Source organism: Streptomyces sp. SAS_272 (assembly GCF_052543235.1).
Window position 1 is genome coordinate 1 of the sequence record NZ_JBMNDR010000139.1, and the last position, 15,281, is coordinate 15,281.

Here is a 15,281-nt window from a genome sequence, read left to right on the forward strand (position 1 = left end):
GCCGCCGAAGGCAGCCCGCACCCACTGGACTTCGTCCTGTGCGAGAACGCCTGCGACCCCAACGTCCCGCTCGCCGCGCGGCTGCGCCCCTACACCTCATGAGCACCGTGAGCACCCCGGCAGCCGACCCCACGAAGACGGAGGACCTCCCGCACGTCCTCGTGGGGGCCGGCCTCACCCTGAACTACGGTGACCTGCGCGTTCTGGACGGAGTCGACTTCCGGGTCGGCGCCGGCGAGGCGGTCGGCATCGTGGGACCCAACGGCGCAGGGAAGACCACCCTGCTGAACGCCCTGGCCGGATCGGTCACCCCCGACCGGGGCACCGTCCGCCTCGATGACCACGACGTCACGTCGATGCGACCGGAGCTTCGGTGCCGTCAGGGGATCGGCCGGGCATTCCAAGTCCCGCGCCCCTTCGGCGGGATGACCGTCCTGGAGAACGTCCTGGTCGGCGCCTGCTACGGCACCCGGCTGTCGCGGCGCGCCGCCTACCGGCGGTGCGTCGAGGTTCTGGAACTCTGCGGTCTGATCGACCTCGCCAACCGGCGTGCCGAGAGCCTCGGCCTGCTGCACCGCAAGCGGCTCGAACTCGCCCGCTCCCTGGCGACCGACCCGCGCGTCCTGCTCCTCGACGAGATCGGCGGCGGCCTCACCGACGCCGAGGCCGCCGAACTCGTCGTCACCATCAAGCAGTTGCGGGCCCTTGGCATCAGCATCGTGTGGATCGAGCACATCGTCCACGTGCTGGTGCAGGTCATCGACCGCCTGGTGTGCATGGACGCCGGGCGGGTCCTCGCCGAGGGCGAGCCCGAGGCGGTCCTGCGCGACGCGCACGTCGTCGACGCCTACCTGGGAAGGGGAAGCCATGGCTGACCTGCTGCACGTCTCCCACCTCGACGCCCGCCACGGACTCCTCCCGGCGGTGCGGGACCTGTCGCTGACGGTGTCCGACGGCGAGGCCGTAGCCCTCGTGGGCGCCAACGGGGCGGGAAAATCAACCTTGCTGCGCACGGTGGCCGGGGCCCACCCGGCCGCCGGGGGAACCGTCGCCTTCGACGACGCCGACATCACCGGCCTGGCGGCACACCGACGCGTGGCACGTGGCCTGGCCCTCGTCCCCGAAGGCCGCAAGCTTTTCCCCGACCTCACCGTCGAGGAGAACCTGCTCGTCGCCGGCCGGCGCGCCAGGCCCGGACCGTGGAGCGTCGACACCGTCCTGGAGGCCTTCCCCCTCCTGCGGCCGATCCGCCACAAGCGGGCGGGAAGTCTGTCCGGCGGCCAGCAGCAGGCCACCTCCATCGGCCGTGCCCTGATGACCAACCCCAGGCTGCTGCTGGTCGACGAGGTCTCGCTCGGCCTCGCGCCGGTCGCCGTCGACTCCGTCTACGAGTCGCTCACGGCCCTCATCGCCGACGGCGCCACCGTTGTCCTGGTCGAGCAGGACCTCAGCCGCGCGATGTCGGTGGCGGACCGCGTGATCTGCATGCTCGAGGGCCGTGTCGTCCTCGACACCTCCGCCCGCGAGGTCACCCGCGACCAGGTCACCGACGCCTACTTCGGCCTCGGCCGCATCGGCACACCCTCCGCCCCGGTCGGCACACCGACGGCCCACCCCACCTCGGAGCGGACATGAGCTGGATCAACGCCATCGTCCAGGGCCTCTTCCTCGGCGGCCTGTACGCCCTGTTCGCCTGCGGTTTGTCCCTGCTGTTCGGCGTCATGCGCATCATCAACCTCGCCCACGGCGACCTCGCCGTCCTCGGCGCGTTCGGGGTCTGGTGGGTCTCCGACCGGGCCGACGTGTCACCGTTCCTGGCACTGCTCGCGGTGCTCCCGGTGATGCTCGCCCTCGGCTACGCGCTCCAGCGCACCGTCCTGGCACGCAGCCTGCGCGGCGGAGAACTCACCCCGCTGCTGACGACCTTCGGACTCGCCATCGTCCTGCAGAACGCCCTGCTGCAGATCTTCTCCCCGGACGTGCGCTCCCTGGGCCCGTCCGTGGGCTCGCTGTCGACCGGCAGCTGGAAGATCACCGACCAGCTGTCCGTTCCCTACCTCGGCGTGCTGATCCTCGCCGTCGCCGTCGCGGTCCTGGGCGCACTCCAACTCCTGCTGCAACGCACCGGATTCGGCCGGGAGATGCGCGCCACCGCCCAGGACCCGGACACCGCGGCGCTCGTGGGCGTACCGGCGGCATCCGTCTACGCCCGCGCCGCCGCGATCGCCGTCGCGGTGGCCGCCCTGGCCGGGACCTTCCTGGCCGTCCACTCCACCTTCGACGCCTCCAGCGGCCCGACCCAGCTCATCTTCGCCTTCGAAGCGGTCGTCATCGGCGGCCTGGGATCACTGTGGGGCACGCTCACCGGCGGCGTCGTCCTCGGCATCGCCCAGACCCTCGGCGCCCAGATCGACCCGCAGTACTCGATCCTCGCCGGGCACCTGGTCTTCCTCGTCATCCTGGCCGGCCCCCGCGGCCGGTTCATCGCCACCCGGAGAGCCCCCGCATGACCACAGCAGCCGCCCCCGCCCCGCCCGGCGCATGGTCCGTCCAGCGCGCCGGCCTGGCGTCCCGCATCGGTTCCGGCACCCTCGCCCTCGTCGCGATCGCCCTGTTCGCCGTTCCCCAGGTCCTCAGCGCGAACGTCGTCCAGCAGCTCACCAGCCTGCTGATCTTCCTCATCCTCGCCGTCATGTGGAACGCCCTGGCCGGATACGCCGGGCTCGTCTCGGTCGGCCAGCAGGCGTTCATCGGGTTCGGCGCCTACGGCACGATCTACCTCACCCAGCGCGGCATACAGCCCTACCTCGCCGTCGTCCTGGCATCCCTCGCCTCCGCCGTGCTCGCGGCGGTGCTCTCCCTGCTCGTCCTGCGGCTGCGCGGCGGCCAGTTCGCCGTGGGCACCTGGGTCGTCGCCGAGGCGATCGCCCTGTTCATCATGCTCGACCAGAGCCTCGGAGGCGGAACCGGCGTCTCCCTCCAGGGGCTGAGCGGCTACGCCCCCGAGGTTCGCCGCGCCTTCACCTACTGGCTCACCCTCGCCTTCGCCGTCCTCCTGCTCGTCCTGCTCTTCCTCCTGCTGCGGCACCGCACCGGGGCGGCCCTGCAGGCGATCCGCGACGACGAGGACGCCGCCGCCTCGCTCGGCGTGCGGGTCAGGCCGCTCAAGCTCACGCTGTTCGTCCTCGCCGGCTTCGGATGCGGTGCCGCGGGCGCCCTCACCCTGGCCAACACGCTGTTCATCCAGCCCCAGTCGATCTTCGGGGTGCAGTGGTCGGCGTACATGATCTTCATGGTGCTGGTCGGCGGCATCGGCACCTTCGAGGGACCGATCATCGGCGCCGTCCTCTTCTTCGCCGTGCAGTACTTCTTCGCCGACCAAGGAGCCTGGTACCTCATCGGGCTCGGCCTGGCCGCCGTCGCCTTCGCCCTCTTCCTCCCCCGTGGGCTCTGGAGCCTGCTGAACGACCGGCTCCAGGTCCAGCTGCTACCCGTCGGTTACCATCTGCGGCGACAGGGGGTCCGTCCCCAGTCGTCGAAGAGGGAGACTTGACCAGGTGGACGTTCCTGACCCCACGGCGACGGACGCGGACCGACCGGACCACCCGGTCACGGTGCGCCACCACATCGGCGGCGAGTGGACCGGGCCGCTGGGCGGAGGAACGTACCCCGACCACGATCCCTGGACCGGATCCGTCATGGCGACGGTCGCCGCGGGCGACGCCGAGGACGCCCGCCGGGCGGTGGACGCCGCCCAGGCTGCCTTCGCCGGGTGGGCGGAGGCGCTGCCGGTCGAGCGGCAGCGGGTCCTGCTGCGTGCGGGCGACATCCTCGAGCGCCGTCGCGAGGAGGTCGTCGGCCTGCTCACGCGGGAGACGGGGTGCGGCCGCCACTACGCGACGATGCAACTGGACTTCAGCGTCTCGCTGCTCCGCCAGGCCGCCGCACTCCCCTACACCGCTGTCGGACAGGTACTGCCTTCCGACATCCCCGGCACCCGGGCGCTCGCCGTCCGCCAACCGGTCGGAGTCGTCGCGGCCATCGCCCCGTGGAACGCCTCCCTGGTGCTGTCCGGTCGCAGCATCGTCGGCCCCATCGCCGTCGGCAACACGGTCGTCCTCAAACCGTCCGAGGAGTCTCCCCTGACCGGCGGCACGCTCTGGGCGGAGGTCTTCACCGAGGCAGGACTCCCTCCGGGCGTCCTCAACGTGATCACCCATGCCCCCGGGGACGCCGGCGCCATAGCGGACGCACTCCTCTCCCATCCCTCGGTGCGCCGCGTCAACTTCACCGGCTCCACACCCACCGGCCGCCGCCTCGCCGAGACGGCGGGCCGCCACCTCAAGCGCGTCGTCCTCCAGCTCAGCGGCCAGAACCCGCTCCTCGTCCTCGCCGACGCCGACCTGGCCTACGCGGTCGACGCCGCGGTCTACGGCGCGTTCCTGCACCAGGGACAGGTGTGCATGTGCGCCCGCCGCATCTACGTCGAGCGACCGATCGCGGAGGAGTTCACCCGCCTGTTCACGGAGAAGGCGGCGGCGCTGCCCGTCGGCGACCCGCGCGATCCGCGCACCGTGATCGGACCGGTGATCAACAAATGGGCGCTGTCCCTCCTGGACCGGCGTGTCGAGGAAGCCGTCTCGATGGGCGCCCGTCTCCTGACCGGGGGCACGGCCGAGCCGCCGTGCTACCCGCCCACCGTCCTGACCGACGTCCCGGAGGACGCCGAACTCGCCTTCGACGAGACCTTCGGCCCGGTCGTGATCCTGGAGACGGTCGACGACGCCGACCATGCGGTGGAGCGCGCGAACGCCTCCCGCTACGGGCTGACCGCGGGTGTCCTGACCGGCGACGCTCATCGGGGACTGGACATCGCCCGCCGTCTTCAGGCGGGGATAGTGCACGTCAACGACCAGCCGGTCAACGACCAGCCGAACATGCCCTTCGGTGGTGTCAAGGAGAGCGGCTGGGGGCGCTTCGGCACGGGCTTCGCGGCGGAGGAGTTCACCGAACTCCGCTGGATCACCCTGCGCGGGGAGCCGCGCGACTTCCCCTTCTGAGGGTCGGGGGTTGGTCCTCAGCATTCGATGACGTTGACAGCGAGGCCTCCGCGAGAGGTCTCTTTGTACTTGATCTTCATGTCGGCCCCGGTCTGCTTCATGGTCCTGATGGCCCTGTCGAGGGAGACATGGTGTCGGCCGTCGCCGCGCAGGGCCATCCGTGCGGCGGTGATGGCTTTGACCGCGGCCATGCCGTTACGTTCGATGCAGGGGATCTGGACAAGGCCGCCGACGGGGTCACAGGTGAGGCCGAGGTTGTGTTCGATGCCGATCTCGGCGGCGTTCTCGATCATCTCGGGAGTGCCGCCGAGAACCTCGGCCAAACCGGCGGCCGCCATGGAACAGGCGGAGCCGACCTCGCCCTGGCAGCCAACCTCCGCGCCGGAGATGGAGGCGTTCTCCTTGAAGAGGATGCCGATGGCGCCGGCGGTGAGCAGGAAGCGAACGATGTCGGCGTCGTCGGCACCGGGGACGAAGTTACGGTAGTAGTGCAGGACGGCGGGCACTATGCCGGCCGCGCCATTGGTCGGGGCGGTCACCACGCGGCGCCCGGAGGCGTTCTCCTCGTTGACCGCCATGGCGTAGAGGGTGACCCACTCCATGGCGTGCCGCTGGGGGTCGCCCTGGGCACGTACGGACCGTGCGGAGGCGGCCGCGCGCCGGCGGACTTCCAGGCCGCCGGGCAGAATGCCCTCACGGGACAGGCCCGCGTCGACACACTCCCGCATCACGGCCCAGACCTTGAGCAGGCCGTCGCGGATCTCCTGTTCGGGACGCCACGCCTTCTCGTTCTCCAGCATCAGGCGGGAGATGGAGTACCCCGTCTCACGGCAGAGCCGCAGCAGCTCGTCGCCGGTGGAGAAGGGGTACTTGAGGAGGGTGGTGTCGGCCTTGACGCGGTCCGCGCCAATGGATTCCTCCTCGATGACGAAGCCTCCGCCGACCGAGTAGTACGTCTTCTCCAGCAGGGGCTGCCCATCCGCGGCACGGGCCGTGAGAATCATGCCGTTGGGGTGGTGGGGCAGCGAACGGCGTCGGTGCAGAACGATGTCGGTGTCGGGCCTGAAGGCGATGGTGTGGCCGCCGGGCAGGTGCAGGCGGTGGGAGCGGGTGATGCGTTCGACGTCGAGTTCGGCCCGGTCCACGTCGACGGTGTCGGGTGTGTGTCCTTCCAGGCCGAGCATGACGGCCTTCGGGGTGCCGTGGCCGTGGCCGGTCGCGCCCAGCGAGCCGAAGAGCTGTGCCCGCAGCCCGGCCGTGTCGGTGAGCATGCCGACGGCAGCCAGATGCCGGGTGAACAGGTGGGCCGCGCGCATGGGGCCGACGGTGTGAGAAGAGGAGGGGCCGATGCCTATGGAGAAGAGGTCGAAGACGCTGATGGCCACGGAATGCCCCTTGTCGGTGAGGGGATGCGACGCGCATCCGGTGCGTGGGTGGGGTCGCTGCCGGTCCGGTCCGCTGTCAGGGCGGGACGTGTGTGCGGATGGACCGGCAGCGGTCTGGGGGCGGCGCAGGCCGGCTCTAGATGCGCGGGCGGTTCGCCCAGCGGGCGGTCTTGATGGCCATGTGGAGTTCCAGGCGTGCCGGTCCGTCGATCGGGTCGGTTCCGATCGCGTCCTTGATGCGGCCGAGGCGGTAGTAGAGGCTGGTGCGGTGCAGGTGGAGGCGTTGGGCGACCTGGTTGACGCTGGCGCTGTCGTAGTAGACCTCCAGGGTGTGCAGGAGGTCGCCGTTGTCGTCGGCCGCGTGCAGGCGGGTGTAGAGCTCTGACTGGTGGAGGGCGTCCCGCCGGAGGTTTCTGGCCAGGAACCGGTAGGGGCCGACGTCGTCCCAGGCGGCGAGGGGACCGAGTTGCGGGTCCACCGCGGCTGCCTGGCCGGCGATAACGGCCTGCTGGTAGGCGTCGGGGAGGCGGTCGATGGTCTTGAGAGGGCTGCTGACGCCGGCGAAAACCTGAGGCGGCATGTCGGTGCGGGTGACGGTTGCCACGGCGGTGGTGAGTTCCTGGTGCAGCTGGTGCGCGGTGTCCGCGCCATGGCTGGAGCGGACCAGGACGGTGGTGTGGGTGTCCTGTACGGACGTGGCCAGTACGTGGCTGTGGGCGGCCAGGGTCTGGTGCAGCGCCACGCGCAGCTGGGCGGTCTCGGCGTCGCCGCGGTGGGCCGGGCCATGGGCGCTGGCGGGCATGCACACCAGGACGTGCACGGTGTCCAGCGCGTACAGCGCGGGCCACCTTCCGAGGTCGTCGAGGGCGGCGGGGTCGGCCTGGCAGGCGTGGCGGAAGGTGGCTTCGCGATTGCGGCGTTCCTCCAGCAGTGGGTTGGCCTTGTCGTACTGGAGGGCGGCCAGGGTGTCGATCTGGTTGCCGAGGCGGGCCAGTCGGTCGAGGAGGGCCGCAGCGGACCAGGTGTCGTCGGACTGGAGGATCCACAAGGTGCCGGTCTTCACGCCGTGATGCAGGAGAGGGACACAGAGGCGGGCGCGCATGCCCAGGTCGGGGTTGGGGGGTACTTCCACGGGCGCGGTGGCGGTGGCGACGCCGTGCCTGTCCTGCCAGGAGCGGATGTCGTCGGGGACGGCGCGGTGGAGCAGGGAGCGGATGCGGGCTTCGTCGGCTCGGCCCTGCTGGGCGCTGTAGGTGACCAGGCGGCCGCTGAGGTCGTCGACGGACACACCCTTGCCAAGGGCGGTGGCCACCTCGTCCACGATGTCCTGGATCTCGCTGTTGGCCATGCCGCTCTCTCCCTTGGGTGATGGCGTGCTCTGGAGGGAGTCGGGGTTCCCTGGGTGCGGGTGCCCCTCGCTGATCAGGTTAGATCCGCGGTGGTCGGAATGGGCGCGACTCCATCGCTCCACGGTTCACACGGGCTGTACAGACTGCCGAGCGGTCCACAAGTCGGGGCCGAGGCTTGCGCGCAGTTCGGCGGCCGCGTCGGTGCCGGCCGGGCCCCGGTTGATCAGGGCATGATGGATGACGGCGGCGATGTGGGGCATGGTGGCAACGTCGGCGCCACGTCGGATGACCTCCTGGGTGCCCAGCCGGATGCCCTGGGCGGGAGCGGCGGGCAGCTGCCAGGGCAGGCGGCAGGTGCCGGCGTAGATACCGTGGGCGGCCAGGCGGGCGACGGCGTCGGCCCCTCCCCCCAGAGCCGTGGCGTCGATGACGACCTGGTGGGTGCGGGTGTAGCCGCGGTCGGCGCCGAGGACGGTGTAGCCGTGACCGGCCAGGTGTGCGGCCAGCTGCTGGGCGGCGGTGATGGTGGGTGCGGCCCAGGACGGCTTCTGTTCAGCGGCCTCGGCGGCGGCGATGGCCAGCGGGCCGAGCCGAGCGGGGTCGTAGTTGGAGCTGAGGACCGGGTAGGCGGCGTGCGAGATCGCCTCGGCGAGCTGCTGGTCGTTGGTGACGGCGGCGCCTCCGGCAGGCCCGGCGAAGGTCTTGTAGGTGGAGAAGGTGACGACGTGGGCGCCTTCGGCGAGCGGGTCCTGGACGTATCCGGCGGCGATGAGACCGGCGGCGTGGGAGGCGTCGTAGGCGAGCAGCGCGCCGATGCGGTCGGCGGCCTCGCGCAGCACGGCGAGATCGTGGGGGAAGAGGGTGACGCTGCCGCCGACCAGGAGCACCTTGGGCCGGTGAGTGGTGAGGAAGGCGCCCAGAAGGTGGGCGTCGACGTCGAGGTCGGCGCTGCTGTAGGGCAGGTGGACGACGTTCAGGCCGCGTACGCCGGCGGTCGCATGCGCGTGGTGGCTGGCGTGGCCGCCGGATTCCGGGGAGAGCACGGCGATGGTGTCGCCGGGCTGGGTGAAGGCGCTGTAGAGGGCCAGGTTGGCCATGGTCGCGGTCAGGAAGCGGACCTCGGCGTGCGCGGCGCGCAGGGCGCGGGCGACCTGGGTGGCGGCGATGACTTCGAGGACCTCGATCTCCTGGACGCCGGTCTGGAGTTTTCCGCCGGGCCAGCCGAGTGCGGGCCGGGTGGACAGCGCACCGTCGTGGGCGGCGCGCACCGCCGGAGATAGCACGTTCGTTCCGGCGTACAGCACGAGACCTTCGGCGTCCATGCGGTAGCGGTGCGCGTCCAGGGTGCGGTTGACGGCATCGGTGACCGCTGCTGCGCCCTCCTCACGGTGCAGGGTCTCCAGTTCGTGCAGCCGCTGACGGCTTGTGGCATCGGCCCAGGGGGCGATGGCGGAGGACGGGTGGGCGTTCACGAGGTGGGCTCCTTGCGGGACGGGAACGAACGTGGGGCGGGCTGCCGCCGTGGTTCGGCAACCCGCCCGGATGCGGGCCATGGGAAGGCCCGCGTGTCGCCGGTGCGGGCGGCGACAGTTCGGGACCGGGCCGCCGGCCCCACCCTGCTGCCTGGTGGGATCAGTCCACGAGGCGCGTCGCTGCCTCTTCGGTTGCTCCGGCGGCGACAGCCGGGGGGCCGGTGACCCGCTTGTGGGCGGCCGCCGCTGCGGCTGCCTCTCTGGCGGCGATCTTCGGTTTGGCGTACAGGTAGCCGCCGATCAGGGCGGCGGCCCAGATGGGCAGCGCGTACAGGGCGATGCGGTTGTCGGCGTCGAATCCGAGGATCACCGTGACGAAGGTCAGGAAGGCGATCACGAGCCAGCTCAGCGGGGTGGCGAAGGGCAGCTTGAACCAGCTCTCGTGCACTTCGCCGCGGGCCAGGCGGCGGCGGTAGATCATGTGGCAGACGATGATGACCAGCCAGCTCCAGATCGCGCCCAGAGTGGCGACGGAGGAGATGTAGACGAACGCCTGGTCGGGGACGATCGCGTTGACCAGAACGCCGATCATCATGGCGGCGCCTGAGGCCAGGATGGCAGCGGCGGGTACGTGGCCCTTGTTGACGGTGGCGAAGCGAGAGGGGGCGACACCGTCGGCGGCGAGCCGCTTGAGCAGACGGCCGTTGCTGAACAGGCCGGAGCTGCAGGAGGACAGCGCGGAGGTGAGGACGACAAAGTTCATGACGCTGCCCGCGGCGGGCAGGCCGATGTGGGTCAGGGCCTTCACGAACGGGCTCTCCCCGGCGTGGAACTCGGTCCAGGGGAACAAGGTCAGCAGCACCAGCAGGGATCCGACGTAGAAGATGCCGATCCGCCACGGGATGGAGTTGATCGCCTTGGGCAGGACCTTCTCGCGGTCTTTGGTCTCCGCCGCGGTCATGCCGATGAGTTCGACGCCTTGATAGGAGAAGACGACGATCTGGAAGGCGAGCAGGACCGCCATCCAGCCGTTGGGTGCGGCGCCGCCGTGGTTCCACAGGTGTGCGATCGTGCTGTTGGCCCCGGCGTCGCCGACGCTGAAGACGGCCACCAGCGTACCGCCGACGATCAGCCCCAGGATGGCGGCGATCTTGATGGAGGCGAACCAGAACTCCGCCTCGCCGAAGGCTCCGACCTTCAGCAGGTTCAAAAGCACCAGCGCGATCAGGACGACCAGCGCCGTGACGTATTGCGGAATGCCCGGGAACCAGTAGTGGACGTAGATGCCAGCTGCGGTGATCTCGGCCATGCCGATGATCGTCCACGTCGTCCAATAGCCCCAGCCGGTGATGAAGCCGTAGGCCGGTCCCATGAACTCGCGAGCGTACTCGGCGAAGCTGCCGCTGACAGGCCGGTAGATCAGCAGCTCACCGAGGGCGCGCATGATGATGTAGATGAACACGCCGGTGATGGCATAGACGCCGATCAGGGCGGGGCCGGCCTTGGCGATGCCACCGCCGGCGCCGAGGAAGAGGCCGACGCCGATGGCACCGCCGACGGCGATCATCCGGATATGGCGCTTGTTCAGGCTCTGCGCGAGCCCGTCATCGGTGAGTTCGACGCCGTGGGCCGATGGCGGCGGAGGGGTGGTGCTACCCATGGAAGGGCTCCTTCGGGTACGGCGGAGCCGTCGCGGTGACAGGCGCCGCCGGAGCGGGGTTGGGGAACTGCTGGCTGTGCGGGGCCGGGTTTCGGCGACGCCTGTCGGACGTCGTTACGGGATGCGAGTGCGCAGGGGTGGTGCGCTGGCAGGGGCAGGCCAGACAAGCACGCCGGTCAGGCCGTGTAGGCGATGGTGAAGCTCTTGTGCTGGGTGAAGCTCGCCAGCGCACCGTCCACGGAGTACTCGCGGCCCAGGCCGGACTGCTTGATGCCGCCGTAGGCCATGCCGGGGATCTGCCCGCCGCCCCGGTTGATCTGGATCCAGCCCGCCTCCAGCCGGTTGGCGGTGCGCAGGGCCTGGTCGATGTTCTTCGACCACACGTAGCCGGCCAGCCCGTAGGTGGAGTCGTTGGCCGAGTCCACGACCTCGTCCTCGTCGCGCCAGGGAATGACGACCAGGACCGGGCCGAAGATCTCTTCGCGGGTGATCTCCCAGTCGGCGTCCACGCCGCTGATGACGGTCGGCGCCACGTAGTAGCCGTCCTGGTCGACCGGTCGCCGCACACCGCCGGTGATCAGCTTGCCGCCCTTCTCCAGACCGGAGCGGATGTAGCGGCACACCTTGTCGTACTGGCCCTCGCTGACGATGGCGCCGATGTCGCTGTCCTCGTCCAGTGGGTCACCGATCTTCAGCTGGGCCAGCTTGGCCGTCAGCTTCTCCAGGAACGAGTCGAAGATGTCCTCGTGCAGGTACAGGCGGGAGCCCGCAGTGCAGGACTGGCCCTGGCGGGTGAACCGCATGCCCATGATCACGCCGTCGACGGTGGCGTCGTCGTCCGAGTCGGGGAAGACGATGACCGGGGATTTCCCGCCCAGCTCCAGGGTGACCGGCACGATCCGGTCCGCGGCCGCCGCGAGGATGCTGCGCCCGACCCCCGTGGACCCGGTGAACGTCAGTTTGGCGATGTCCGGGTGCGAGGTGATCCGCGTACCCGCCACCGCGCCTGAGCCGGACAGCACGTTCAGCACGCCGTCGGGCAGGATCTCCGCCGCCCACTGAGCCAGCCGTAGCACCCCGAGCGGGGCCAGCTCCGCGGTCTTCAGGACCAGCGTGTTGCCCGTGGACAGCGCCATGGCGATCTTCAGCGCGGACAGCTGAACCGGCGCGTTCCACGGCACGATGCCGCCCACCACGCCCAGCGGCTCACGCACGGTGTACGACAACAGGCCGTCGCCCAGCGGGAGCGTCTCGCCCTTCTGCTCGGAGGCGACCTGCCCGTAGTAGCGGAAGATGTCCACCGCCGAGGCGGCCTCGCCACGGGCCTGCGTGCGCAGGGCGTTGCCGGTCTCGGAGGCGATGATCCGGGCCAGTTCCTCCTGATGCTCGGCGATCTTGTCGCCGAGCCTGATCAGCAGGGCTCCGCGCTCTCGCGAGGGACGTGCCCGCCAGGCGGGGAACGCCTCCTTGGCGGCGGCCACCGCCCGGTCCACGTCCGAGTCGCCGGATGCCGGGACGCGGCCGATGATCTCTCGGCGGCCGGGGTTCTCCACCTCGATCCATTCGCCGGAGTCCGCAGGTCCCCACACCCCGCCGATCAGCTGGTGGACGACGGGAATCTCAACACCGGTGGTGCTCACTTGCCGCTCTCCTTGGTCTGCAGACGAACGTCGGCGAAGTCCTCGTAGAACTCGACGACGCTGGTGAAATCCTTGCCGCCACGCCCCAGCCGGCGGCCGATCGAGAACAGGTCCCGCACCGCGTTCGACAGTGGCAGCGGCACCGGCCCCGAGGCGGCGGAGGCGAGGAAGAGGCCCAGGTCCTTGTGCATGAAGTCCAGGGCGAAGCCGGTCGGCCGCTCGGCGGAGAACAGGGTGCGCGGGAAGTAGTTCGACAGCACGTTGCTGTTGGCGGAGCTCTTGGTCAGCACGCTCACCGCGGTGTCCAGGTCCACCCCCTGGCGCACGGTCGTGGTCAGTGCTTCGCCCAGCGCCGCGATGTTGATGGCTGTGATCAGGTTGTTGGCCAGCTTCACGACCTGGCCGCTGCCGCTGTCCCCGATGTGTACGAGGCTTCCGGCGTACGCCTCCAGCAGCGGGCGCACCTTTTCGAGGGCGGTCTTGTCACCACCCACCATGATCGCGAGGGTGCCGGCTTCCGCGCCCTGCACGCCTCCGCTGACCGGCGCGTCCAGGAAGCTGACGCCCTGTGCGGCGGCCGTCGCGGCCAGACGGCGGGAGGTGTCCGGGTCGATCGTGCTGTGGTCGACGATCACCGCCCCCTCTTCGGCGTGCGGCAGGATCTCACCGACCACCGCCTCCACGATCGCCGGTGTGGGCAGGCTCAGGAAGACCGCCTCGGCGCCCTCGGCGGCCGCGGCGGCCGACGCCGCCGACCTGGCCCCCGCTTCCACCGCGGTCTGCACCGCTGCGGTGTTCAGGTCGAAAACCACCACGTCGCGGCCGGTCTTCACCAGATGCGCGACGACACGCCCTCCGATGTTCCCCAGCCCGACAAAGGCGACTGATGCACTCATCCAAAGCTCCGATCTCAGCTGGCCTCCGGCCTCGTCCGCGGTCCGCGGCAGGGCTGGAATCCGACGGTGCGCAGACCGTACGGCTGGTTGGAAATCAGCCACCACCGGCAGATGCCGAGAGCTCCCCGCCGTTTACCCGACATTTGTCGAAACCCCTGTGGGGGTTCCGGTTGGCGCGATGGCTGAGGCTCTGGAACGCAGGCGGTGTGGCCAGGGGGCGTGCCCCGCGTTCAGGCGAGGACCGGGCAGGTGACTTCCTCAAGGACTTCCAGCGTGCGCCGGCAGGGATGTCCGCTCGCCCGTGTCAGGGCGAGTCCGCAGGTACCGTTGAGCGAGACATGGGCGGTCGCGTCCACGACCCCACGTCGCCCGACTCGGGCCGCGGTGGCGGAGGCCTTGAGGTCCGGTGCAGCAGTCCCCGGTCTCCGGCGAAGGCGCAGCAACACCACCCCTGTGGCTGGGCGGTCTCCTCCGCGGTCGCGCGCAGCAAGCGTCGAGCAGGACGCATCGGCAGCCCGCCTGATCGCAGACCTCGGACCGAACCGGCAGGGCTTCCGGCCTCCCGTCCCGGACCTCATCCGGCGCCCTCTGGAAGACGGGCGGCTCGGCCACCCGCTGCAGCCCACGGTCAGGCGCTCGTACCGCCAGGTCGGCGGAGGTCATACCGGGTGTGCGTCCAGGGCCGTGTTCGTGCGCGGGATCGGATGCAGAACGGCGCGAACGCTCCAGCCGCCGTCGGAGTCGGGACCGGCGGTGACCGTTCCTTGGTAGAGCGCGGCCCGTTCACGCATGCCGAGAAGTCCCTGCCCCGGGCCGTCCCAGGAGCGTTCCCGTTCCACGGCGGGCGGACCCGTGTCCTCGACGGTGACGTGTACGGCATCCTGCTCCGCGATCACGGTGACACGGACTGTGGTGTCGGAGGCGGCATGCTTGAGGGTGTTCGTCAGAGCTTCCTGGACTATGCGGTACAGGGCGAGTTGAAGTCCTGCGGGCAGGACGGTCAGGTCACCGGCGGTATGGAGGCCGGCGTCGGGACCGGCGGCACGGATCCGCTCCAGCAGAGCGTGGAGATCACCGGCGCCCGGCTGGGGGTGGAAGGGCGTCTCGTGGGTGCCCTCATCGCGAATGGCAGTGAGGAGTCGACGCAGGTCGGCCAGGGCACCGCGACCGCTGTCCGCGATGATCCGCAGGGCTTCCGCGCTCTGCTTCGGCTTGGTCTCGGCCAGCCCCGCCGCACCGTGAGCCAGACCGACCAGGACGGCGAGGGTATGACCGAGGATGTCATGCATCTCCCGGGAGATACGGGCCCGTTCCGCGGCCTCGGCTAGGCGAGCTCGCTGATCGCGCTCCACCTCCAGACGTGCCGCCTGATCCTCCAGGGCCATGATGTACGAGCGCGCCACCCGGCCGGCCAGGCCCAGGCCTGCGATGGCGAGGATGCAGAGCACCAGGTCGGTGGTGACCGTCAGGGGGCTGTCGATCCGTTCGATCTGCCTGTCCGGCGCGAAGGTCATGATCGTCACGATGGTCTGGGGAACGGTGATCGAGACGGCGACGGCCAACTGGACCGGCGGTGCGAACCGGGCGAGGTTGTACAGCATGATCAGTTGCACGAGAAAGTGAGCGTTGGTGAGAACCCCGGAAACGGCCTCCGCCATAGAAAAGGCCGTGATGATGGCGAAGACCGGGAAAGCATGGCGATCACGCGCGAGCAACGGGACAGTGAGCTTTTTCAGCGTTGCCTCTCCAGGGTGAGAACGGCTTTGGTGATGACGCTCATGCGGTTGGGGCTGATGCGGGATCTGCGGAAGATCTGCCA

General features: G+C 70.1%; 12 protein-coding genes and 1 pseudogene. 5 read left to right on the forward strand and 8 right to left on the reverse strand.

The features are described 5' to 3' along the window. Positions 1–98 precede the first annotated feature (98 nt). The 5 genes from ACN6LD_RS40120 to ACN6LD_RS40140 are packed head-to-tail and all read left to right on the forward strand — an operon-like array spanning position 99 to position 5,060. Entirely contained in the window at positions 99–875 is a 777-nt protein-coding gene (locus ACN6LD_RS40120) for an ABC transporter ATP-binding protein (RefSeq protein ID WP_319194800.1), read from the forward strand. Next, positions 868–1,635, forward strand: a complete 768-nt coding sequence (locus ACN6LD_RS40125) for an ABC transporter ATP-binding protein (RefSeq protein WP_319194801.1) — start codon at positions 868–870, stop codon at positions 1,633–1,635. The genes ACN6LD_RS40120 and ACN6LD_RS40125 overlap by 8 nt, the downstream gene beginning before the upstream one ends. Continuing rightward, positions 1,632–2,510, forward strand: coding sequence for a branched-chain amino acid ABC transporter permease (locus ACN6LD_RS40130; protein WP_319194802.1), 879 nt, complete (start codon positions 1,632–1,634; stop codon positions 2,508–2,510). Before ACN6LD_RS40125 ends, ACN6LD_RS40130 begins: the two co-directional genes overlap by 4 nt. Beyond that, entirely contained in the window at positions 2,507–3,553 is a 1,047-nt protein-coding gene (locus tag ACN6LD_RS40135; RefSeq protein WP_445045738.1) for a branched-chain amino acid ABC transporter permease, read from the forward strand. The genes ACN6LD_RS40130 and ACN6LD_RS40135 overlap by 4 nt, the downstream gene beginning before the upstream one ends. A gap of 4 nt (positions 3,554–3,557) precedes the next feature. Then, complete coding sequence (locus tag ACN6LD_RS40140; protein ID WP_319195604.1) at positions 3,558–5,060, forward strand: aldehyde dehydrogenase family protein; 1,503 nt, start codon at positions 3,558–3,560, stop codon at positions 5,058–5,060. 17 nt (positions 5,061–5,077) lie between these two features. Here the strand turns inward: ACN6LD_RS40140 and ACN6LD_RS40145 are convergent, their stop codons facing one another. The 8 genes and pseudogenes from ACN6LD_RS40145 to ACN6LD_RS40180 all read right to left on the reverse strand — a co-directional run. After that, positions 5,078–6,445, reverse strand: a complete 1,368-nt coding sequence (locus ACN6LD_RS40145; protein WP_319195606.1) for an L-serine ammonia-lyase — start codon at positions 6,443–6,445, stop codon at positions 5,078–5,080. 136 nt (positions 6,446–6,581) lie between these two features. Next, the gene (locus ACN6LD_RS40150) at positions 6,582–7,793 is read right to left on the reverse strand and encodes a PucR family transcriptional regulator (protein WP_319195608.1); all 1,212 of its coding nucleotides are present in this window, start codon (positions 7,791–7,793) and stop codon (positions 6,582–6,584) included. A 126-nt stretch (positions 7,794–7,919) separates the two neighbouring features. Then, positions 7,920–9,266: a DegT/DnrJ/EryC1/StrS family aminotransferase gene (locus tag ACN6LD_RS40155; RefSeq protein ID WP_319195610.1), complete on the reverse strand. Its 1,347-nt coding sequence runs from the start codon at positions 9,264–9,266 to the stop codon at positions 7,920–7,922. Positions 9,267–9,426: 160 nt separating this feature from the next. Further along, positions 9,427–10,926, reverse strand: coding sequence for an amino acid permease (locus ACN6LD_RS40160; RefSeq protein WP_319195612.1), 1,500 nt, complete (start codon positions 10,924–10,926; stop codon positions 9,427–9,429). 176 nt (positions 10,927–11,102) lie between these two features. Next, positions 11,103–12,566, reverse strand: coding sequence for an aldehyde dehydrogenase family protein (locus ACN6LD_RS40165; protein ID WP_445045739.1), 1,464 nt, complete (start codon positions 12,564–12,566; stop codon positions 11,103–11,105). Continuing rightward, positions 12,563–13,462, reverse strand: coding sequence for an NAD(P)-dependent oxidoreductase (locus ACN6LD_RS40170; protein ID WP_445045740.1), 900 nt, complete (start codon positions 13,460–13,462; stop codon positions 12,563–12,565). Before ACN6LD_RS40170 ends, ACN6LD_RS40165 begins: the two co-directional genes overlap by 4 nt. 659 nt (positions 13,463–14,121) lie before the next feature. Then, the gene (locus tag ACN6LD_RS40175; protein WP_319195617.1) at positions 14,122–15,120 is read right to left on the reverse strand and encodes a sensor histidine kinase; all 999 of its coding nucleotides are present in this window, start codon (positions 15,118–15,120) and stop codon (positions 14,122–14,124) included. A gap of 74 nt (positions 15,121–15,194) precedes the next feature. After that, positions 15,195–15,281, reverse strand: a pseudogene (locus ACN6LD_RS40180) (IS5/IS1182 family transposase); the annotation flags it as partial.